The organism is Bacillus sp. FSL R9-9530, from assembly GCF_038008145.1.
Lineage (GTDB): Bacteria > Bacillota > Bacilli > Bacillales > Bacillaceae_G > Bacillus_A > Bacillus_A mycoides.
This window is the reverse complement of sequence record NZ_JBBOYO010000001.1, coordinates 1,303,833-1,327,220: the sequence shown is the minus strand read 5'-3', so window position 1 is coordinate 1,327,220 and position 23,388 is coordinate 1,303,833. Positions and strand designations below refer to the sequence as shown.

Genomic DNA, 23,388 nt, shown 5'->3' with positions numbered 1-23,388 from the left:
CGATACTTCCTCCTATACGATTAAATGAATAAGTAATTCTATTCCGAATATAATTGCAACGATTTGATGTGTTTTTCGATACATTATCAATTTCGTTTTCTTATTAGTTTGTTGTAAAACAAATCCCGCAATCCCTAATGCTATTAAGGTTAAAAGAGAAAATATACCACTGTATACTAGCATAATATGCCGACTTCCTTTTATTAAAAAGTAAACACCGTGAGTAGTCGCAACAGCTATTACAGCGTATCCAATTAATACGTGAAAATGTTTTATAAAAAGATATAGCTCTTTAATTATTTTAAATCTGTGAATATGTTTCTTCTTTAAAAATAACCATATATGACGTAAGAACCATAATGATGCAGCTATAATTACCCCGTATTCACCTAAAGAACCTAATTTCTTATTTAGCCATTGTACATTTAATACATTCCCGTACAAAACATTAATAAATAGCAATTCTACACTACAAACAATAAAAGTAATACCGATTATTTTAACATATATATGGAAACATTTATTTCTAAGTATTTTCTTCATTTTATATAATCTCCTTTTGACTCAAAAGCTCTATAATCAGCAGTGTATCAAGTAAAAGAGAGAATAACATGAGAGAAAGATTAAAATAAAATGAGAATCTGCAAACTACTTATATTTTATTTATCTCTTTTTTGGCCAATTCTAATATGTTGCAAATAAACGGTGCTTTTGCATTTGTATATGAAACACGATCAAAAGGATATTCAGCAGCAAGCATCTCTTTTAATACTCTATATTCTTCACGTGCCCACTCATGATTTATTAGAAAGTCTCGAAATAAAAGGTTGTTCCTCCATTCCTCGTTATTATAAATATAAACATGTAAATGGTGGGTACCAGCTCTCCATTTACCTTTTCTAAAAAAACGCCAATTAGGTGTTTTTTTAGGAACATATTCATAGCCAATTTCTTCTAGGGCTTCCCTCCAATTTACGGTAATTTGTAAATTTGTTACGCCGATCATCATATCAATAAGAGGTTTAGCCCCTAACCCTTCTACAGCTGTGCTTCCGATATGTTCAATAGCAATAATTTCTTCATGGAGTAACGGCACAATTTTATTTTTTTCATTTAAAAACTCTGTATGCCAATATTGTTGGTACGGTTTAATTATGATTTTTCCATCCATTTGCTTTCCTCCTTATAACTATATATTATTATATTTATAAAATTTAAATTTATAAATATAGGGATTTCACAAAATATGTCGAATACTGTAATGGACAACTTAATTATATTAAATTTGAGGTGAATTATGAAAGATATTCCAGTTAAAATTCAGTTAGATACTATAACATTCCAACTAAAAAAACATCATAATTTTGATTGGCTTACAAAACTAGGTACAGTATTTGCGGTTTTTGACCAACAAGATTCCGGTAATATAAGTTTTGGTGTTGAAAAGAATGGGAAAAAGAACTTTATAAAATATGCAGGGGCACAAACACTCGCATATAATGCTTCTACAAATGAAGCTATACAAAGATTAAAAAGCTCAGTTACTATATACAATGAATTAAAACACGTTTCTCTTATAAGTTTAATTGATCACTACCCTGTACAACATGGATATGTTTTAATTTTTGATTGGTTTGACGGTGAATGTCTCCACCCGCACTGGAGTTTCCCACCCCCAGCAAAATATAATGATCCTAACTCACCATTTTATAAATATAAAAAATTATCCGTTAAAAATAGGCTAGTTTCATTAAATTCTATTCTTAATTTCCATACTTACGTTGAACACAAAAACTATGTAGCTATTGATTTTTATGACGGTAGTATTTTGTACAACTTTAAAACTAATGAAACAAAAATTTGTGATATTGATTTATACAGTAACAAACCGTATGTAAATAAGATGGGACGAATGTGGGGGTCATCTCGTTTTATGTCACCTGAAGAGTTTCAACTTAATGCTATGATAGACGGGAAAACTAATGTATTTAATATGGGGGCTATAGCTTTGCACTATTAGGTGGCGGGCAAGATCGTTCCTTTATGAAATGGGAAGCTAGTGCAGGCTTATATGAAGTAGCATACCGTGCTGTAAATGAAAATCGTAGTGAGCGCTATGCGTCAATGGAAGAGTTTAATAATGCATGGTTAAAAGCCTATAACACTGAAAATCTATAAAAACTAAATACATTGTAAAAGTACATGTAAAACTTGTACTTTTATAATGTATAATACATATGGGATTGAAATTCAGGATAACGAGGCATGTATTATGAACTTTGTTTACATTAATCAAAATGTTTTAAATAATCTTCTTTATATTTTAAGCAGTATATTTGTTTTTTATTTTATTTATGATAGTGGGTACTTCGGGAAGAAATATAAGAAACTACTTATCATTCTTTGTACGAGTATCCCACTAATTTTATGTATGCGGTACCCCATCTATATGGATGAAAATTATATTCACGATTTAAGACAAATCCCCTTTTTAATTGGTACACTTTATGGTGGATTTCCAGTCGGTATTGCATTACTCATGATTTTATTAATAATACGTTTTATGTTTTATGGTTTTAGCCTGTTAACAATCATTGTTTATGGAACGATGTTAATAATTACAGCATTCGTATCATCAAAATTTAATACATACAATAGGAAAATAAAAGTAACTTCATCTATGTTTTTAACTTTTTTCCTTGCAATATTTACAACAGTAATTGTTTTAACTCTATCAGATTTTGAAGTGAATAATTTGTACATTATTTATTTCATTCTATTACCAACTATTTTAATATTATTTATGGTCTATTTTAATGAGGTTTTAAAAGATGCAATATTTATGCGATCAAAATTAATAAAAGTTGAAAAAATGGAGATTGTCAGCCAACTCGCTGCAAGTATTTCACATGAAGTAAGGAATCCATTGACTGTTGTAAAAGGATTTACACAACTTTTAAAAACACCCAATATAACTCAACAATCCAAAGATGAGTATATTGAACATATTCTTGAAGAATTAAATCGTGCACAAGCAATTATTGATGATTACTTAACTTTTGCCAAACCGGCTTCAGAAAAACTAGATCATATTTCAGTGGAGCACGAGTTAAATCGAGTTATTAATATGATGTTGCCTTTTTGTAACATGAATACTATTAATATTACAAAAGAGTTCTCAGAGGGAACAATTATTGGTAATACACAGCACTTCCATCAATGTTTTTTAAATTTAATAAAAAACAGTATAGAAGCAATGCCATGTGGCGGTAATCTAATTATTTCTGCAACTGTTAGCAATAATAAGGTCATAATAAGGATTCAAGATAGTGGAGTTGGAATGTCGCAAGAGCAAATTAATCGATTTGGCGAACCATATTTTAGTACAAAAACGAAAGGTACGGGTTTAGGAACGATGGTTGCTGTTAAAATTATTGAAACGATGCGAGGCAGTTTAAAAATCCGAAGTATCGTTAATAAAGGAACTACTTTAACTATTACATTCCCAAAATATAATAATGAGAGCACGTTGCATAATAAATAAAAAAGGAGCATAATGGCTCCTTTTTTATTTCGATACAAAAAGTATCTGCTATGTTTTTTTAATTTACATTTAGAAGAGACTAATTAGAAATTAGTACCCTTAGCTCCAACAGCTACATCCAACAATAATTAATAAAATAAATAACACAACTAATAAAGCGAAACCTCCACCAAAACCACAAGAACCGCCGAAACTCATATTTTTTCCTCCTTTTGGTTTGAAAACTAATAGGTAGTTGATCATTTTAACTGGTTCGTATTATACAGTATGTATATCTCCCTTTTTTGAGCATGTCTTTATAAAAATTAGTAAAAGCACTCTATTGAGAGTGCTTTAAAATGGGTACCAGAAGCTTTGGAATACATTCAGCTTTAAGTAAACTGCAATAATCAAAATGATAATACCAACAAAAAGTGTGATGTAATCCTCCTTTTGTGCGTCTTTTGCATAGTACCACGTTCGTTTATCCTTTTTTCCAAAACCTCTTAAATCCATTGCATTTGAAACAGTATCAATCCTTTCTAATGAATGAATAATAAGTGGCCAAAAAATTAAAACACGGTTTTTCATACGAATCCACAAGCTCGCTTCTCCTTTTTCAAAAGGTACGCCTCTTGCTTCCTGCGCGTGTCTAATGATTATATATTCAGATTGAATACTTGGTATATAACGCAGTGCAATATTTATTGCATATGTAATTTTATAAGGAACAGCAAATTTATTTAAGCTGCTTACAAATTCACTTGGATGAGTTGTATAAATAAAAAGAAGTGTAAATGGTAATAACGTAAAATATTTCAATGAAAGTGTAGCTGCATAAAATAAAGTTTCATATGTAATTGTTGCATAACCTATATAAAAAAAAGAGGTATACGATCCCGTTAATTCCGATCCATGGGTGGGCGTAATGAAAAGAATCATAACGGAATTTAATAAACTAAATGTAAATATAACGCTGAAAATAACTATAATTTTACGCAATTGAATTTTTGCAATTAAGAGGCCGATACATCCAATAATAAATAAAATTAGCAATATACGAAAATCAAAAAATAAAAAAGTAAGTGTCATACAAAATATAAATAAAGATAATTTAATTGCACCATCCATACGATACAAATACGTATTATGCATATTCCTCCCTCCTATTAGCTTCAATATAAAGTTGTACAAATGTTTCTGGAGTTGGAATTCCGCTTAATTTAGCTAGTTTTATTAATGAAATCTCCCGTAGATTAGCTCTTTGTAACGTTCCTTTATCCCCTAAAACAGCAGATACAGTATTGTCCGCAATAATTTTCCCTTCATGCAGAACTACCGCTCGATCTGCATATTCTAAAGCAAGATTCATATCGTGTGTGATAATAATAAAGGATATGCCCTTTTCAGCCAGTTTTCTAATAAACGACATAAACTGTTTGTAATGGTAATAATCTTGTCCAGCTGTCGGCTCATCTAATACAATAAGTTTTGGGTTTGTTATAAGTACAGATGCAATAGTAAGCCTCTTTTTTTGTCCATAGCTTAATGCCTGAATTGGCCAGTTACGAAATGGATATAATCCACAAATTTTTAAAGATTTTTCGACTCTTTTCTCAATCTCATCTTTAGAAACCTTTTTTAATTTTAATGAATATGAAACCTCTTCTAAAACAGTAGGCTGTGTAATCATTTGATTTGGGTTTTGCATAACGTAAGAAATAACTTCCCCGCGTTTACGAATAGACCAACAATTTATATTTTCTCCATCGAATGTTATTCTCCCATTCTTCGTTTTATTTATTCCTATAAGAGTATGAGCTAATGTCGATTTCCCTGCTCCATTATGACCCAATAACGCTACTATTTCTCCCTCTCCTATTGAAAGGTTGATATCTTCTAAGGCTGTATGTTTGTTATTGTACGTAAATGATAAATTTTCTATCTTGCATAAAGCTTTTTTAATATATTTGTTTTTTGATGAAACTTGCTTATGCATCCAGTTCTTTAATAGGCTATGAACGCCTGCATTACGAAGATTTTCAATTGGAAATACCCTAACATTATTACTATCAAAATTTAATTTCTTTAGCGCCTCTATATAAATAGGTTCTCTTAGTCCGATATTTGGTAATATATTAGAATTTAAAATACTATCCGGTGAACCAACGGCAATAACTTCTCCCTCATCTATTAAAATAATTTTATCTAAATCAAGGTTTAAAATTTCTTCTATTCGATGTTCAATAATTACAATTGTTTTATTATATTTCTCATGTATATTTTTAATGAGTTCTATTGTATTCAAACTACATGCAGGATCCAAATTAGCTAACGGTTCATCAAATAATAATATATCGGCATTTGTCGTTAGCAGACCTGCAAGAGAGACTGTCTGTTTTTGACCTCCTGATAATTCATGCGGACTTTGTGTATGAAAGTCCTGCATGCTTACCTTTTTTAAAGAATCCGTAACAATCTTTTTCATTTCTATTTGATTTACACAATCGTTTTCTAATGCAAATGCTACATCCTCTTCGACAGTAAGGCCTATAAATTGTGAATCTTGATCTTGTAATATTGTCCCTACGTGTTTACTCTGTTCAAAAACACTACCTTTTCTCGGATCCTTTCCAGCTATTAAAATGTTACCGGTACTTATCCCTTCGTAAGAAAATGGGATTAGCCCATTTATACAATGAGCTAATGTTGACTTACCTGAACCACTTCGTCCAGCGATAAGTACCTTTTCCCCAGGATATATTTGAAATGTAATATCTTTTAAAGTAGGCTGCGTGGTATGCCTATATTGAAAGGTAAATTGTTCAAAAGAAATAATTGGTTGCATGTATACATCCCTACTTTTCAATTTTTAAATGTGTATGTTTCTTATTTGATTTCGCTAGACCGATCGTGATTGGTAAGCCAAGAACTAAAAATACGATAACGTCTGCAATTGTTGCGCCTAGTACTTGTATAACTATTTTGTCAAACGGTTCTCCCATCACAATAATATCGAATGCTCCAGCAAATATAATTGCTATGACAATACCAATTAACCCTGCAATTGCAAAATAAGAAATATCACGGTTATTATACGTTCCATGTTTTACACTAAAACCAACTCTTTTTTGTATGAGTCCCATTGCAAAACCAATAATACCTGAACTAATAACCCATCCCCACCAAATACCCCAACCAGCGATCGTATCTGTAACGGTATGACCGATGAGTCCTATTAAAAGCCCTGCTACCGGGCCAAATAACGCTCCAAAAACTGTTAAAATAGCCAATGCGGGTTTAATAAATGTATTCGGCGCGATAGAAAATCCCCAAAGCCCTAATACCCCGTATAAAGCTGCTCCAATTCCAATAGCTACTACTAGCTTTGTCGTTAATTTGTTCATTACAATTCCCCTCTCGTATTATTCAACTTTTAATACTCTATATTTATTTTGAAAATGAATTATGCATCGACACTTCCTTTCTATACAACAAAAAATGACCTCTTAAATAAGAGGTCATTTTCTTTCACGTACAAGAATCCCCTTATCTTTCAAAAGACACATAGTGTCCTCTGCGGAATTAGCACCTTCCTATGTAATTACATAGGGGTTGCTGAGGCTTCAAAGGGCCGTTCCCTCTACCTCTCTGGATAAGTATGTATTTGTAATCTGTATTATGGCACTAACAATAAATAATTTCAATACTTTTCTTACTATTTTTATTTTTCGATAAATAGTTCACTTAAATCATTGTATTCTTATCGGGATTATGAAATAATAAATTCAAAATTGTTACGGGAGGAATGCATGATGAAAGTAATTGGCTTAATTGGCGGACTAAGTTGGGAATCAACATCGTTGTACTATAAACACATTAATACACTGACTCTCTCTAAATATGATCAAAATGCGAAGCTTGTTTTATATAGCATGGACTTTGGGGAGGTAACTACATTATTGCAAAACCATCAATATGAAGAAGTGAAAAATGAATTAGTCACGGTAGCAAAAAAGGTAGAAAACTCAGGAGCTGAATGTTTACTAATGTGTTCTAATACCGTACATCTATTTGCTGAGGAAGTAGAACAAGCAATATCAATCCCACTTCTTCATATCGGTGATGTAAGTGCTAAAGAAATGGTAGAACAGAATATAAAACGGATCGGATTATTAGGAACGAAACAAACAATGGAAGAAGATTTTTATACATCACGACTAGCAAAATATAACATTGAGACAATCATCCCAAATGACGAAGAAAGAACTTTTATCCATCACGTCATATTAAATGAATTAAGTAGAGGAGTTATTTCAGAAACATCAAAAGAAAAACTAATACAAATTACCAATTCATTAATTAATAATGGGGCTGAAGGAATTCTACTTGGCTGTACGGAAATTCCTTTGCTCATTTCCCAAAATGATCTATCTGTTCCTGTTTTTGATACTGCTTATTTACATGCGAATACTGCTGTACAATTTGCTGGATAATAATATAAAAGCATACAGGTAGAGCCTCTATGCTTTTATATTATCCGAACTATTTATTTAAAAGAGCATCAATAACTGCAATGGCTCTTTTGGAACCACCACACTCTAAAAAACTTTCATTCAGTTTTTGAATGCCATGTTTATACTTTTTATTTGAAAGAACGTCTGTTACCGCCTTTTTTAAAGTTTGCACATTAACATGCTCTTTCAATAATCTATGTGCTGCCTCAAGCTCAGTTAATCTTTGCGCTATCATAGGTTGATCTTTATCATGCGGTATTATCACAAATGGGACATTATAATGGATTGCATCGTGCACACTATTCATTCCACCATGTGTAATAAAAACATCTGCTTCACTTAATATTTCTGATTGAGGTACGTAAGGGGGTATAATAAAGTTGTCTGGCGCTTGCTTAATTTTTGAAATATCATTTCTATCACCAATCGCCATTACTACAATCCCTTCGAAATTTGAAAAAGCATCAATACAAGTATTAAAAAATGGTTCGAGCCCTTCGAGAAGTGTTCCCATTGAAATATAAATAACTTTCTTTTTTGAAAGCAATTCAAGTGGAAACTTTACATTTGTTTTGCGCTTTATAATACTCGGTCCAATAAAAACATTGTTTTCTCCGAACGAATCGCTATTAGGTTGAAAATAACGACTTGTATACACGAGACTAATATCTCCCTTATTATGCATAAATTGAAGATTACTTTTGGGCTTTACTCCAAATTCATGTTCCATTTGATACAGTAACTTTTCAGAGAGTTCATCGGGTTGGAATTGTATGTCTGCATTTGGATGAAAAGGCAAGGTTTCCAATAATACTGGTGGAATTAAAAATATAGGAGAGGAAACTATGCCTGGAACTTGTAAATATTCCTTTACTAACTCTCCAGCACCAAATATATCATAAACTATGAAATCAAAATTAATGCTTTTACATAATCGTTTCGTAATTTCTAATATGTATAAAGAAGTTTGAACATGTACATGAAAGAAAGTTTTTAATCCATATGAAGTTTCATTATCAATAGAAATCTCCTTTAATAAATCCGGATGAGTATGTACAATGGCTCCCAAAACTTCAAGCCTTTCCTTAAAACTTTCCGTTGTAATATAGTGTACGTTATCACCTCTTTCAGTAAAGGCCTTTACTAAACTTAATGTAGGATTTACATGTCCCTCTGCAGGGAAATTAACTATTAAAATATTCATCACTTATTTCTCACTCCTACAATTCAATGTTCTTATTAATCGTACTGTTATTATTACAAGCAATCTTCCCTTAATAGTCCCAATATACTTACTACTTTAGGTTGATAAATAATTATCAGACATTGAAAAAGGCATCTACATAAAATGTAGATGCCTAACTGTGATAAGGAGTGTTCTGTGAGGTTAGGATAAGCTTTTCTGCTTGTCCTATGCTATCAATATATGATTTATTTTATAAAACGTGCATATCTAATAGAATTATTTTATTTGATCAAATGGATAATATACCATCTTCACTTTACCTATTATATTTGACTCATCAATTAGTCCAAGCGTATTCCTACTATCTTTACTATGATTTCGATTATCACCTAACACAAATAATTTATGCGTGGGAACTTTCATTTCTCTACAGTTTGAAAAACGATTTGATACTTGTGACATATCTAACTGTATATACGACTCATCACGCTTTTTACCGTTAATATATACCTCATCGTCTCTTAATTATATGTTATTCCCCGGTAATCCAATAATTCGTTTCACGTAGTATGTAGCCGAGTCCTCTTTTTTTATTATTACAACATCACCATGATGAAAAGAAGAAAAATAGATGCTAGCCTTATTAACAAGTATGCGATTATTCTCATTCAAAGTAGGTTGCATCGAAATTCCTTCTACCATACAAAATAAGAATGACTTATTAATAAAAATAATTCCTATTATAATTAAAATATAGCTACATATTTTTCTCCGATCTTTTAGAATCAATTGCTTCATATATACCTCATTTCTAATCTATTCGTATGTAAAAAACGTCTCTAGTTCATATAATTGCTAGAGACGTTTCGTATATTTTAATTCTCTTTAGAGTCATCTGTTTTTGGTGCTTCGCCAGTTAATCGCTTATTTTTTAATTCAAAATAAGCATCTAAAACTTCTTTTCCAATATCAGAGTTAATACCAGATTTATCATTAATAACCCACGGCACAACTACAGAGAATGCTACTTCAGGATTATCATACGGCGCATATCCTGCTAACGTTAAATTATAACATTCTCTTCGCTCACCTTTTTCATTTCTTCCAATATCACTTTCTCCACCGTATACTGTCTGTGCTGTCCCTGTTTTACCTGCTGGCTTATAAGATGCTTTTTGGAACGCCCTTACTCCTGTTCCATCACCTTCTTGGAATACCCTTCTAAATCCTTCTTTTACTTGATTTATATATTCCTCTTTCATATCTATCTTATTTAAAACGATTGGTTCTACTGCATGCACCACTTTACCAATCTCATCTTTTTGCGACGTTTGCTCTCTTACCTCTTGAACAATTTGTGGCTTCATTCGATATCCACCGTTTGCGATTGTTGAAATATACTGTACAAGCTGAAGTGGCGTATAGGTGTCATACTGGCCAATTGAGTAGTCTAGTAAAAAACCAGGTTGATTATCTTTTTTACCAATTTGTCCAGCTGTTTCATTCGGTAAATCAATACCCGTTGGAACACCTAATCCAAATTGCCTGAAATAATACCTCATTTTATCAAAGTACTCCTGTTTAATATTTAATGAACTATTTTTCACATAATCTACACCTGCAATTTTTAATGCTGTATTAAACATATAAACGTTAGAAGAAACTTGTAAAGCTCTTAGATCATCAATATTCCCGAAATCTTTCCAAGACTTTTTCTCCTTAGTTCCTTTAAACTTCATAGGCGCATCATAAAAGTAAGTACCTGGTGTTATAGCTTTCGTTTCGAAACCAGTCAATATTGTCGCACCTTTAACTGTTGATCCAAGCTCATATGAACTTGTCATCGTACCTAAAGCATAATCTTCAACTTCTGTTTTCCTATCTTTTTCCACTAATTTTTTCCCTGCCATTGATAATACTTGACCATTTTTCGGATTTATCATTACAACGAAAGCACGGTCCAACATCGATTCTGAACCTTTATAGGCCTTTAATATTTTTTCTATGCTCTCTTCTACTTTTTTCTGTAATTCCATATCTATTGTTAAAGTTAAATTCTTACCGCTCTTTCCCTCAGAAACGGTTTCCGTTCTAATTGTATTACCTTGTTTATCTGCAACGCTTCTTACTTCTTTTTTTGTACCATGAAGTACATCTTCATATTGCTGCTCGATATAACTTTTTCCAACCCTATCATTTCGGCTATAATCACGTACCAAGTAGTAATCTAATCGTTCACTTGGTAATCCTTCATCGGAATTAGAAACATTTCCAAGAACAGATCGGAATAATCCATCATTTACATACACTCTCTCCCAATCCACCGATACGTCTACACCTGGGAGATTCGCTAAACCTTCACTAATTATAGTAAATTTCTTTTCACTAACATCTTTTTTAATAATTTGAGGTGCCATTTGATAACCTGAAGTCATCTTACTTTTAATAGCTAACACTTTTATATCTTTCTCTGTTAATTCCTGAAGATTTTTATCTGTAACCCGTTTTCTTTTTAACTCTTCTATTTTTTTATCTAGCTTCTTGCCGCTAATATCCTTTTCTCTAAATGTATCTATTTCTTTTTTCGATACTAGATTTTCAGCCAGTTGCGGATTTAATTGCATCCAAAAATCTTTCTTATCTGTCTCATTTAACTTATCTATATCTTCTTGCGGCATTTCAATTATGTCTACAAGTTGTCTTGCAGTTTTTAATATATCTTCTGATTTTACACCTTTCATCTTTGTGTACGTGATCGTGCGTAAAGATGTATTATCAACAACTGGATTCCCTTCTCGATCAAATATTTTCCCACGTGGGACAGATAGGCTCACAGTTGCATTTTCTCTCTTTTCTACTTCATTTTTATAAGTCTCTCCATCGAAAATTTGCACTTTACCTAACTGTATAATCATTGCAGAAAATAATAAAAATACACATAGAAATAAAATATTTAACCGCATCGGTATTGCTCTACCACTTTTTTTCACTTGCTTTTTCACCTTGTCATAATCTCCTCCTTACAGTATTTCTAATAATAATTGAATCTATATATTAAAAGTAGTGCACATTTTCTATACAGTACTTTGTACAAATATTAATATACTGATAAAAACTTAATAGAAATTAAAACAAAGGTTAAGAAAAGGTAAAGTTTACTAAATTAAATATAAAAATACCCAATGAAAAAAGTTTAGCTTTTTTCATTGGGTATTTAATCATTTATTTAAGAGTTAATACTAGAACGTATCGATATACATTTATCATCACAATTTGATAGAGATTGTTTACTCTGAATTTTCGGCAAGTAAATAGTTACAGTTGTCCCGACGCCAACCTCACTCATTATACTTATTGTTCCTTGATGACCTTCAATTATTTTATAACTTAACATCAATCCAATACCGGTACCTTTTTCTTTCGTACTATAGAAAGGTTCACCTAATCTTTTAATTCTTTCTTCAGGTATTCCTATTCCTTCATCTATTACACTAATAATGACACCTTTTTTATGTATTTCTTTTATATGGATTGAAATTTTCCCGCCATCTAGCATTGCTTCAATTGAATTTTGCAAAATATTAATAAATACTTGTTTCAATTGATTTTCTGAGCATTCAATGATTATCTCTTTGGAATCTGTAAATAGTTCAACTTGAATATTTGTCATGATTGCTTTTGTATTAATTAATGATACGACATTTTTAAAAATTTGATAAATATTTTTCTTTTCTGTATTTATTTCATCAGTTTTAGCAATCGACAAAAACTCTTGGAGGATTGCTTCTATTCTTTCTATTTCGGAAAGCATAAGATCAAAATATTTTTCTTGATCTTCTTTATTAATTTGGAATAACTGTATAAATCCTTTAATTACAGTTAATGGGTTTCTCACTTCATGAGCTACACCGGCTGCTAATTGACCAATTGCCGCAAGTGTATCTGATTTATTTAGCAATTCTTCTGCCTTTTTCCGCTCTGTGATATCGCGTACAATGATCATAATTTTATCTTGTAATAATGGTAAACATCTAGCTTCAAAGAAATCGATACTTCCATTAATTGTCAGAATATATTCTACAATTACATTCTTTCCTTCTTCTTTCAATTGGCGAATTGCTTCTTGAAATTGCTGTGCTACTGGAGACGGTAATATTTCGTAAAACTTTTTTCCCATAAAAGCTTCTGCAGGTACGTAAAATTTTGTAGGGGATCCTGCTTTATAATCTATAATTGTCCCATCATCTTCTGTTAAAAAACATAAATCTGGTAAAGCTTTAAAAATTAATTCTAATTCAGACGTTTGTTGTTTTAATTGCTCTTCTATCGCTTTTAAATGTGTAATATCTACCCCAACAGCCCAGTAACTAAATCCTGTTACAGGAAACTGTTCTGATATATTGGACCACATTATCGTTTTAATTTCACCATTTTTACATGTTAAACTCATTTCCCAATCTCTAAAATTTTTTCCACGAGTCAAAAATTTATTTTGTATTTGATGGCGATAATTATGGTCAGGATACAGTAATTGAAGAGCGTTTGGATTCCCAATTATTTCTTCAGCAGTATAACCTGTTACAATCTCGCATTCTCGATTCCATAAAACAAAATCTCCATTATAGTCAAGCGCATCAACCATAACAGGCATGTTTTGTAAGATCGTATGTAGTTCTTCCTCTTTTCGAGAAAGTAACGATGTATTTTTACTTTGAACTGCTTTTTTCATCCCAGTTATAATGAGGTTAGAAAGCATTTCAAAATATTTTTGGCAATTGCAAATTTCGCTTCGTTTGGACCATACAATAAAAGATCCTAAATATTGATTGTATAAGAAAAGGGGGATTTCAATTTTGGGAAGTTTACATACTTTCATTTCATTAATTCCAAATGAAAATATACATTCGTTTTCAGCATCAAGAAGTTGATGTGATATGTTGGTTAATTTATAAAATTGTTCTGCCATGGTTTCTATTGTACTCACATCAATAAGTTCCATTAGCCGCGCATTCATTCCTTTTTCACCTCGATATGTAAAAATTATACAAATTCAAAATTCATACTTCTTCATTATACGAAGAAAGTGCTCCTAGGTATATAGCTGTAGAATAATTATTCTAACAAATTCTATTTTTCAATTAAAAACAGAAAATAATATGGGAGTGTTACGCGCTGCTAACAGCACTATAAAAATACAATAAACATAAAGTTCACGAATTTTTCATAATTTTCATGAAAAATATAAACATTTATTCCAATATATTCTATATAATTAGGTGTAATAAGGCTTCTATGAATCACATAGAATACCTTACCCCTAATAAAAAGAAAAAAGAATCTATTTGGATTCTTTTTTCTTTTTTTATTACATTACATATTTATATAAAGCATGTGCGACACCATGTTCTTCATTTGTTAACGTTTCGTATCGACACATCGCTTTTATTTCTTCAACTGCATTTCCCATTGCAATTGATATATTTGCTTTCTCCATCATAGAAACATCGTTTAAGCCATCACCTATTGCTACAGTATTTTCAACTGGAATATTCAGGTGTTCTGCTAAAGTATATAATCCATTTCCTTTTTGGGCATCTCGATGATTAATCTCTAAATTATGCCAATATGAAGATGTAATTGCTAAATCAGTATTATGCAGAAACGCTGCTTTTAATTTTTTTAACTTTTCTATGTCATAAGAAAATGGTAAAAGCTTATGCACATGTATATCAGTTTCTACAATTGGTTTACAACTTTCCGCACTATGAAATGCTGTATGTTCGAGATATAATGCTGCAATCGTTTCTAACTCTTTCAAATCAAAATTTTCTTTTGCATTCCTCACATACTCGATTTCATTACGCACACTCTCTACCCCATAATCTGGTACATATACACCTTTATCAGTATAAAGCTGATAATATAAGCCATTCTCTTCAAGATATTCTACAATCTCAAGTGCTTGCATATTTTGAATTGGATATCTCTTCATCATTTTCTTATCTTTATAAATAAGGGCACCATTTTCCGCAATAATTGGACACTCTAAATTAACTTCTAACAATAATCGTTCAATATCAACGATAGAACGCCCTGTACAAATAGCTACAACATGGCCTGCTTCCTGACATTTTCGAATTGCTTCTGCATTCTCTTTACTAATCATTTTATTCCCCGAAAGAAGGGTTCCATCTAAGTCAATTGCTATTAATTTCATTATTTCTTCACCACTTTCTATAAATACACGAGATCTATTTAACAAAAAGGTATCGTTTTCATATTGAGCTCGTTAAGTACTTCTTATTTATAATTTATGAAAAGCGTTTCAGGTCAAGAAATAATTAAAAATAAAATCAAAAGCTTTTCTCTTTAAAGAAAAGCTTTTGATTTTAAACTATGAACTATAACTAATATATTTTGTCTCACACATATACACATTCTTTTCTTCAGTTGGGACATATACTTTAAACTTTTCTAAACGTTTTCCGTAAATATGAATCGTGACAACACTTTCACATTCAGCTATTTTAAGAATATGACAATCAGCTGGTGGAATGACTTTATCTGTTTCTCCTTCTCCCAAATAAAGATTTCCTGTATGGGTTAAATAAACAAGTGAATTTTCAAGCTGCTTAGTTTGTATAAAGTTCTGCACCATTATCCTTCCTGAAAAAACGCCTTCTACTCCCCATGTACCATCATGATCATGTAAAGATGTAGATTGTCCATCTTTCCATACAAGAGCTAATACTTCAAATCGCTTTAAAGGATCTTCATATAACAAGTGTCGTGCATATTGAGCCGAATTCGCCTTCTGTTTTTCTAGCGGAAGCCATGTTTTTTTTTCTAAAAGTTCTTCTAGTAATTTTTCAATCGCACAAACAATTTGATCTTCTAATAAATTACTATCAATTAAATCCGTTACAGCTTTAATAAATGTTTGAAACGTTTTACTTCCATTACACGTTAACATAAGCATCCTCCTCCACTCTTCTTTCATACACTTCCATACTAAATAGACCACTAAAAATTTACAATTGAGAAATAAAAAAACAAGGTACAGTAATTTTGTACCTTGCTGAACGTTTTACCTAGTTTTCAAAAGAATAGGTAAGTATTTTAATGTTTGTTCATTTTCTAATATACATTTTTCTAAATTGAACGATGGAGATAACTCTATTTTTTCAAAGGCATTTATAAAGGTAGTTAATGCAATCTCAGCTTCTAAACGTGCAAGTGGCGCCCCTAAGCAAAAATGAGGACCTTTACCAAAGGTTAAATGCTTTTCATTTCCTATTCTGTGTAAATTAAATTTAGAAGCTTGTAAGAACTTTTTCTCATCTAAATTTGCTGCACTAACCCACGCAACAATCATTTGATCCTTTTTCATAAAAGGTCCAAATATATTTGTGTCCGCTGTAATCCTCCTAGCTAATGTAATGGGAAAGCGATAGCGTAAAACTTCCTCAATCGCTTTTGAAATTAACGTAGGTTCTTTTCTTAACTCTTCATATATTCCAGGTGAATCTACTAAAAAGCAATAAAAGCTGTTAATAATTAAATTTGTAGTTGTTTCATTACCTGCCGCTAATAAACCTAAAGAAAAAGTAACTATTTCTTCATCAGTTAATCTTTCGCCTTCATATTCAGCTCGTATTAAATCTGAAATAATATCGTCGGTTAAATGATATCTTTTCTCTTGAACAATTGGAAGCAGGTACGTTTTAAATTCATTTAACGCAATTCCTTTTTCTACATCCAAATCGTTAAATTTTTCTTTACTATATGGCATAAATAAAATATCAGACCATTCTTTAATTTTTTTACGGTCAGTTGTTGGCACTCCTAATAAATCGGATATGACGGTAACAGGTAAAGGTGCAGCAAACTCTTCAACGATATTAACCTCACTATATTTCCCGATATGTTGTACAAGTTCATTTGCGATAGACTGATATGTAAATATAATAAAAAACGAATGATTAATAGAAATATTCTACGCCACTCGTTTTTTATCGGACTTCTTTTTACTGTACTTTTATTTTCTTTATGAGTTATTAGAAAAATAATTGTCTATATAAGTCTTTATTTTTTCAAAATCCTTTTCCATAAATAAGATTGCTGGTACTTCAATTATTGGAAGATTATTTTCATTATCAAAAGGTGGACACGGTTTGGGAACTACCAAATAGTCAACTGAGTTTTTATCCCTAATATAATTAATTGAAACATCATAATACTTAGAAAAATATTCCTTCAAATCATCCTGATTCCTTAAAAATGGTAGAGAAAATATTGAACCATAATTTATACCAGCGTCGACAATTAATACAAAGCATATTTTTTTCATGATACACCCTCCTCGTATAATAAGTTTTAAGTTAATAACTGTTCCTTGAAAATTAAATAGTTTTTATCTTCAAGAGCTACATCAAAAAAATGATGTATGGGTAAAATTTAGTCTTGGATAAGGTAACACTGATAAAAACAGGTTTCCTTTTTCTTTATATTCAATTAAATTATATCATTATTTTACATGAATTTTCAGACTTTGTTTTTTTATTTTATTGGTAAACTTATGCTTAGCATGAATTGGAGGGATATATATGATAGATTATAGAATAATTTCAAGAGAAAACTATTCAAATAAGATTGGAGAGCTTGTAACAATGCTTGAACATACAAGAGATGTTACATTGAGCGAAATCTCCAATTTAAACCAAAGTGATTTAGATTTCTTACCAAACGGTAGTTCAAACACTATTGGTTCTCTCTTATCACATATTGCAGCGATAGAGTTTGTTCATCAAGTTATCTCGTTTGAAAAAAGAGATTTAACTGAAAGTGAATATCTAAAGTGGCGAATTTCTTTAGAACTTGGAGACAAAGCAAGGGAAGGAATAAAAAAGCAATCTTTAGATTATTATTTGAATGAATTATCACAAGTTAGAGAAAATACACTAACATATCTGAAATCAAAACAAGATAGCTGGTTATTCGAGGAAAACAAGTGGGATAATGGTGTGCCTTATAATAATTACTACTTGTGGTTTCACGTTATGGAAGACGAAATTAATCATCGTGGACAAATAAGAACAATTAAGCGATTGATGGGAATGAATAAATAAATCTTATTCAACCAAAGGGTGCTTTACTTGAGAAAGTCACTAGAAGAGTCAAATGATAACTATGAACTGCCCCCAATTGCTAGGTTTTGTTTAACAATTGGGGGCAGTTCATTTATAGCGCATAGGTAATCAGCTTTTTGTTAATCATGAGGTAGATATTTTTAACTAAAAAACCAATAATGGAAATATATTACAGCTTATGACCCGTTTTTACACGTATCTCGGCTGAACCCCATAATACACTGTATCCCGCTCTTCGGCGCTTCGAAAATATGGGGGCTATAATTAAACAAATACATAAACAAGTCGGAAAGCCACACCGAAATATGTACGACATAACTGAAACAGGAGAAGAAATTTTTTATGAAATGTTAAGAGAGTTTCCCGAAAAGATTGCGACAAATAACGCTGAATTCCTTGTGCGTATCGCGCTATTTGAAAAACTTGATTACGAAGCTAGAAAAGAAATTTTAACAATAGGCCAAGACGTACTACATAAACAGCTTACTGCTACTCAATCTTTACATGTTAGCTCATCTTTTATTACAGAAGTCATTGAATTTAGTAAATCGCGTATTGAGCATGAATTACTCTGGATTACATCACTTATGAAGAAAATATGAAAAAATAAAAAGAAAAGTTAAAAACAATGAATGAAAATGAGATTTATTATCAATACTATAATTAATAAAAGGGCAACCACGATTTGGCTACCCTTCAAAAATTTTATATTTCTGGATCAAAAGTTTTGCAATCTGTTTCTTCCGTAGTTGATGCATGTTTCCCTTTATTACTTACTACATAAATTGCATCTGCACTACATTTATTGCCGTTAGCCCAAAATTTACAGTTGTTTACTTCACATAAAACGTCTTGTGCCATAGTATCACACCTCCTTGTTCTAATATCATTAACAAAATTCGGAGGTATGATACTCTTTGTTATGCATTTTTTATTACCTTTTTAGCTTTCTTAATGGTTCAATGTCTCCTTGAACAATAGCATCTATATTTTCTGTTATTTTTTCAATGTCAAAATGCCACCATTGAATTTGCAATAATTCTTCTACTATTGTATTTGTAAATCGTTCTTTTATTTTATTTGCAGGGTTTCCGCCAACAATTGTATATGGTGCGACGTCTCTAGTCACAACAGATTTAGCTGCAATGATTGCACCATCTCCTATTTTTATTCCGGGCATAATCGTTGTATCCATACCAATCCAAACGTCATTTCCTATAACTGTATCACCTTTGTAAGGTAAATCAGACAAATTAGGTGTATACTTCTCCCACCCATTTCCAAATATATTAAATGGATATGCCGAAAATCCATCCATCCGATGATTCGCTCCGTTCATAATAAAGGTAACTCCATTTGCAATACAACAAAACTTTCCAAGTATAAGGCGATCTCCAAGAAATTCATAATGATGTAATACACGATCTTCAAATGTTTCTCCATCTTTCGCATCATAATATGAATAGTCTCCAATGAGTATATTAGCTTTTGTTATTGTATTTTTTATAAATTGGACATTTTGATTTCCTTCAATAGGGTACTTAACATTTGGATTAGGATTCATTTTGTACAACACTTCCTTTATCACTTATTTCATTTTCTATTGCTATTACTGGCTTTAAATTGTATATCGGTAAAATAAATAATAATCCAATTATAAATAGTAAAGCTGTGCCCTCATACATCGTACTTAATGAAAACATTTCTTTTAACGAACCAGCAATACTCATTGTTACTACCATTGAACCGGTAAATAATGGACTTAAAATGCCATTTACACGACCAATAAAATCAGTATCACTATTTTGAATAATGAGTGTATTAATCCCTATTTGGATACACGGAAGAGCTAACCCACTAAAAAGTTGTGCTGTGAGTGTTACCCATAAATTTGTGGAATAACCTATAATCCCAATACCGATCGCCTGACCTAGCATACCGATAATTAACATCTTTTGCGGAGCAACGTTCTTCGCAAATACCATCGCTAAAGCGCCCCCAACAATCATTCCTGCACCATTTACCGTTAGTAACCATTGTAAACTCTCTTTTGATAATCCTAACTGCTCAGTTACAATAAATATACCAAGTGGCTGAATTAAACCGATACCGAGTCCTGCTGCCATAAAACAAAGGCCAAGCAAAGTTAATGCTTTTTTCTTTTTCACATATTTAATCCCATCCAGCATCTCCTGTAATAGCGTGATTTCTTTCTTCTCATTATCATTCTCAAGATCTTTCGGTAGAAATAACAACACAGCTGCAGCAAGTAAAAAAGCGATACCTGTTATGATGATTGAAATATAAATTCCAAAACTATGAAAAATAAATGTTCCAAGAATCGGTCCTAATACCATAAAAATCGCAAATATTGTTTGATATATTGACATCGCTAATTGGATTTGTTCCGTTGATAAATGCTGTTTAAACAATTTCATACCTGATGGTTGAGAAAACTGCGAAAGGATTGCAGAAATAAGTGTGACAAAAAACACAATTTTCCATGTTCCAAACATAAGTGTAATTAATACAACGAATACTGATATGGAACTTAACGTTTCACACCATATCATCGTCTTCTTTGGCTTCCACCTATCAGCAAACGTTCCACCAATGAATGAGAAAATAAAAATGGGAGCAAATTCAGCAACCGAAATCATCGAAATAGCAAAAGCATCACCTTTCGTCATTTCCATAACATAAAGTAATACCGCAAAGTTACGAACCCAAATTCCAACTTGTAAAAATAATGCTGATGCTAGAATCCCTTGCACAAATCGATTTTTTAATACTTGTGATACCCCATGATTTTGTTTCGTTTCTGCAGTCGTCGACATAAAAAAGCCTCCTATTTCGTGTTCTGAACAGGAGGCAGCACAAATCATATGAAAAGACTATATATTCGCAGTGCGAAACACATCCCTTTTCTATACATGCACATACTAATCCTATTCAGAAGAATATTTCGTTTTTTAACGAAGATCTCTTACAAATAGAATTAGTTGATCATTGGGATGTTTTCACCCTTCCGTTTCGAATTTAAATAACACATACATACTCTATGTTAATCATTTGTCGTGTATGCATGTCTCAATATAACTATTCTAAAAAGACAATGGTAATTCCTCTAAAGAACGCATTAAATAATTACCTTGCCAATTAATTTTTTCACGCTCACCTTTTATTTGTAACGATGGCATTCTTTTAAACAGAGCAGTAATAGCAATCTTTGCTTCCAACCTAGCAAGTGGAGCTCCTAAACAGAAATGGCTACCATGTCCAAAAGCAATGTGACGGTTATTCTCACGCATAATATCAAATACTTCTGGGTTTTCAAATACTGTTTCATCACGGTTTGCTGAAGCTAATGCGATAATAACCATATCTCCTTTTTGGATTGTTTGGTCATGAATTTGAAACGGCTCAGCCGCCCATCTTGCAGTTGTCACCTCAACTGGAGAATAATAACGCAATCCTTCCTCAATAGCTGAATCAATTAATTCCGGATTTTCTTTTAATAACTGTAATTGCTTCGGATTTTCAAGAAGTGCTAATACCGTATTTGTTATTAAATTCACTGTCGTCTCGTGTCCGGCTACAATTAATAACATGATCATTGAATATAGCTCTCGAGCACTAAGTTTATGCCCTTCATTTTCTGCAAGTATTAACGCACTAACCAAATCTTCTTTTGGATTTTTTCGTTTTACATCAACTATATATTGGAGATATGTAATAAACTCAGATAGTTGTTTTTCGGTTTCTTTTATTTCTTCAGGTGTTTCTGGCGATGCAATGACAGCATGAGACCAAATTCTAAATTTCGCTTGATCCTCTTTTGGAATTCCAAGCATCTCACTTATTACAATAATCGGTAATGGGAATGAATAATCATCCACAAGATTTAATGTACCTTTTCGCTCTATTTCACTTATTAAATCATCCGCTATTCTCTGAATTCTTCCGTCTAATTGTGAAATCATCTTCGGTGTAAAAGCTTTTTGAACTAAAGATCGCAAACGACTGTGGTTAGGTGGGTCCGAATTTAACATGTGCGTTGTTAAATGATCACTATTGTCAACGGAAAGATGCATGTTCTTTGTATCTTGAGGAAACACATTTGCCTGATCTTTTTTTAAGCGATTATCTTTTAAAAGCGGCAGAGCATCTTCATATCTTGTAATGAGCCATTCTTTACCGATTTCAATTTGATTTACAAATAATATAGGCTGTACTTTTCTCGATTCTTTATAAATTTCATAAGCATCTTCTTTAAACTGAGCAGAAGCTAAATTAATGCCATCCTCTATTTTTTGGCCAACCTTATTTTTTATTGACATTACATTCCCTCACTCTCAATTATTTGTGTAAATCAACCTAACATTTGAATTATACTTCAATAAAAACTAGAAAATTGTAAATTTTTAATTAAAATCTTACTTCGTATATTGAAAAATAAAAAAGTGAGAGAGTAAAATTATTCTACTCTCTCACTTCCTATTATGCGAAGCACATAAAATTACTAATTTGTTGATATCGATAACTTACTTTACGACGACGACCACCTTGCCAAGTGTAACCTGAAACCCCGCTTCTTCTTACCTCGGTTGGAAAGAACCATAAATCTCTTCCGAAAGGACCAGGTCGATGTAAACGTAAATAGCCCCATCTTCCTAGACAGTTACACATCCATGATTTCATATTCCCTGCTTGTGCTGGAGAAGCAAATGTGGATGGTAAAGACGGAGCTTGTGACGGTGGTGGTGACGTTGGAGCATCTTCCGCATCATCTGGTCTATAGTCTTCTTGTTCAATATCTCTCACTTCATTTGTAGATTCATAACCGTAGTTTTGTGGATTATAATACATCTCTTGATCATATGGATAGTTTTGTTGGTTATACATAATAACCCATCACCTTCTTTTCATTTGTTTCTTTTAACATTCATATGTGATACGCCATTCATAGGAAGCTTATGTATAGCCTAAATTCATCTGAAAAAAGCTCGTATT

General features: G+C 31.8%; 21 protein-coding genes, 3 pseudogenes and 1 riboswitch. Of the genes and pseudogenes, 5 read left to right on the top strand and 19 right to left on the bottom strand.

The genetic code is table 11. The features are described from left to right. Positions 1-12: 12 nt before the first annotated feature. Positions 13-543 (bottom strand): hypothetical protein, encoded by a 531-nt coding sequence (locus MKX66_RS06630; protein ID WP_002032426.1) that lies wholly within the window; start codon positions 541-543, stop codon positions 13-15. Between the two features lie 109 nt (positions 544-652). After that, on the bottom strand, positions 653-1,171 hold the full coding sequence (locus tag MKX66_RS06625) for a GrpB family protein (RefSeq protein ID WP_341085807.1): 519 nt from the start codon (positions 1,169-1,171) through the stop codon (positions 653-655). 126 nt (positions 1,172-1,297) lie between these two features. Here MKX66_RS06625 and MKX66_RS06620 point away from each other — a divergent pair. Both MKX66_RS06620 and MKX66_RS06615 read left to right on the top strand, forming a co-directional pair. Continuing rightward, positions 1,298-2,178 (top strand): annotated as a pseudogene (locus MKX66_RS06620) (serine/threonine protein kinase). A gap of 46 nt (positions 2,179-2,224) precedes the next feature. Further along, entirely contained in the window at positions 2,225-3,544 is a 1,320-nt protein-coding gene (locus MKX66_RS06615) for a sensor histidine kinase (RefSeq protein ID WP_033709154.1), read from the top strand. A 99-nt stretch (positions 3,545-3,643) separates the two neighbouring features. Here MKX66_RS06615 and MKX66_RS06610 read toward each other — a convergent pair whose 3' ends face one another. The 4 genes from MKX66_RS06610 to MKX66_RS06595 form a co-directional block, all read right to left on the bottom strand. Continuing rightward, the gene (locus MKX66_RS06610) at positions 3,644-3,742 is read right to left on the bottom strand and encodes a YjcZ family sporulation protein (RefSeq protein ID WP_000007808.1); all 99 of its coding nucleotides are present in this window, start codon (positions 3,740-3,742) and stop codon (positions 3,644-3,646) included. 135 nt (positions 3,743-3,877) lie between these two features. Beyond that, positions 3,878-4,678, bottom strand: a complete 801-nt coding sequence (locus MKX66_RS06605) for an energy-coupling factor transporter transmembrane component T family protein (protein WP_002189766.1) — start codon at positions 4,676-4,678, stop codon at positions 3,878-3,880. Further along, complete coding sequence (locus MKX66_RS06600; protein WP_002013167.1) at positions 4,671-6,371, bottom strand: ABC transporter ATP-binding protein; 1,701 nt, start codon at positions 6,369-6,371, stop codon at positions 4,671-4,673. The genes MKX66_RS06605 and MKX66_RS06600 overlap by 8 nt, the downstream gene beginning before the upstream one ends. A 10-nt stretch (positions 6,372-6,381) precedes the next feature. After that, a complete protein-coding gene (locus MKX66_RS06595) occupies positions 6,382-6,930 on the bottom strand; it encodes an ECF-type riboflavin transporter substrate-binding protein (protein ID WP_002013166.1) in 549 nt (182 codons plus the stop codon). Between the two features lie 139 nt (positions 6,931-7,069). Further along, positions 7,070-7,185: riboswitch (SAM riboswitch) on the bottom strand. Between the two features lie 150 nt (positions 7,186-7,335). On the opposite strand from MKX66_RS06595, the gene MKX66_RS06590 reads away from it, so the two are divergent. Beyond that, the gene (locus MKX66_RS06590) at positions 7,336-8,019 is read left to right on the top strand and encodes an aspartate/glutamate racemase family protein (protein WP_002032436.1); all 684 of its coding nucleotides are present in this window, start codon (positions 7,336-7,338) and stop codon (positions 8,017-8,019) included. A 49-nt stretch (positions 8,020-8,068) separates the two neighbouring features. On the opposite strand, the gene MKX66_RS06585 is transcribed toward MKX66_RS06590, so the two are convergent. The 8 genes and pseudogenes from MKX66_RS06585 to MKX66_RS06550 all read right to left on the bottom strand — a co-directional run bounded on the left by MKX66_RS06585 (position 8,069) and on the right by MKX66_RS06550 (position 17,576). Then, the gene (locus tag MKX66_RS06585) at positions 8,069-9,247 is read right to left on the bottom strand and encodes a macrolide family glycosyltransferase (protein WP_341085806.1); all 1,179 of its coding nucleotides are present in this window, start codon (positions 9,245-9,247) and stop codon (positions 8,069-8,071) included. 255 nt (positions 9,248-9,502) lie between these two features. After that, positions 9,503-10,024, bottom strand: a pseudogene (lepB, locus tag MKX66_RS06580) (signal peptidase I). Between the two features lie 77 nt (positions 10,025-10,101). After that, on the bottom strand, positions 10,102-12,228 hold the full coding sequence (locus MKX66_RS06575) for a peptidoglycan D,D-transpeptidase FtsI family protein (protein ID WP_341085805.1): 2,127 nt from the start codon (positions 12,226-12,228) through the stop codon (positions 10,102-10,104). Between the two features lie 224 nt (positions 12,229-12,452). Next, entirely contained in the window at positions 12,453-14,240 is a 1,788-nt protein-coding gene (locus MKX66_RS06570) for a PAS domain-containing sensor histidine kinase (protein ID WP_002189773.1), read from the bottom strand. A 351-nt stretch (positions 14,241-14,591) separates the two neighbouring features. Beyond that, complete coding sequence (locus MKX66_RS06565) at positions 14,592-15,443, bottom strand: Cof-type HAD-IIB family hydrolase (protein WP_341085803.1); 852 nt, start codon at positions 15,441-15,443, stop codon at positions 14,592-14,594. A 177-nt stretch (positions 15,444-15,620) separates the two neighbouring features. Beyond that, complete coding sequence (locus MKX66_RS06560) at positions 15,621-16,199, bottom strand: cysteine dioxygenase family protein (protein ID WP_341085802.1); 579 nt, start codon at positions 16,197-16,199, stop codon at positions 15,621-15,623. Between the two features lie 114 nt (positions 16,200-16,313). Beyond that, a pseudogene (locus MKX66_RS06555) lies at positions 16,314-17,180 on the bottom strand (cytochrome P450); the annotation flags it as partial. 93 nt (positions 17,181-17,273) lie between these two features. Next, a complete protein-coding gene (locus MKX66_RS06550) occupies positions 17,274-17,576 on the bottom strand; it encodes a hypothetical protein (protein WP_000717614.1) in 303 nt (100 codons plus the stop codon). Between the two features lie 256 nt (positions 17,577-17,832). Between MKX66_RS06550 and MKX66_RS06545 the strand changes: the two genes are divergently transcribed. Continuing rightward, positions 17,833-18,354, top strand: a complete 522-nt coding sequence (locus tag MKX66_RS06545; protein ID WP_341085801.1) for a DinB family protein — start codon at positions 17,833-17,835, stop codon at positions 18,352-18,354. A 218-nt stretch (positions 18,355-18,572) separates the two neighbouring features. Further along, positions 18,573-18,977 carry a PadR family transcriptional regulator gene (locus MKX66_RS06540; RefSeq protein WP_341087621.1) on the top strand — a complete coding sequence of 135 codons (405 nt, stop codon included), beginning with the start codon at positions 18,573-18,575 and terminating at the stop codon, positions 18,975-18,977. 103 nt (positions 18,978-19,080) lie between these two features. Here MKX66_RS06540 and MKX66_RS06535 read toward each other — a convergent pair whose 3' ends face one another. From MKX66_RS06535 to MKX66_RS06515, 5 genes are all read right to left on the bottom strand, one after another. Continuing rightward, positions 19,081-19,236, bottom strand: a complete 156-nt coding sequence (locus MKX66_RS06535) for a DUF1540 domain-containing protein (protein WP_000046092.1) — start codon at positions 19,234-19,236, stop codon at positions 19,081-19,083. A gap of 73 nt (positions 19,237-19,309) precedes the next feature. Beyond that, a complete protein-coding gene (locus tag MKX66_RS06530) occupies positions 19,310-19,939 on the bottom strand; it encodes a Vat family streptogramin A O-acetyltransferase (RefSeq protein ID WP_002189783.1) in 630 nt (209 codons plus the stop codon). Continuing rightward, positions 19,929-21,212 carry an MFS transporter gene (locus MKX66_RS06525; RefSeq protein WP_341085800.1) on the bottom strand — a complete coding sequence of 428 codons (1,284 nt, stop codon included), beginning with the start codon at positions 21,210-21,212 and terminating at the stop codon, positions 19,929-19,931. The genes MKX66_RS06530 and MKX66_RS06525 overlap by 11 nt, the downstream gene beginning before the upstream one ends. Before the next feature lie 267 nt (positions 21,213-21,479). After that, positions 21,480-22,715, bottom strand: a complete 1,236-nt coding sequence (locus MKX66_RS06520; RefSeq protein WP_341085799.1) for a cytochrome P450 family protein — start codon at positions 22,713-22,715, stop codon at positions 21,480-21,482. Between the two features lie 160 nt (positions 22,716-22,875). Continuing rightward, on the bottom strand, positions 22,876-23,280 hold the full coding sequence (locus MKX66_RS06515) for a hypothetical protein (protein ID WP_002032464.1): 405 nt from the start codon (positions 23,278-23,280) through the stop codon (positions 22,876-22,878). Positions 23,281-23,388 lie beyond the last annotated feature (108 nt).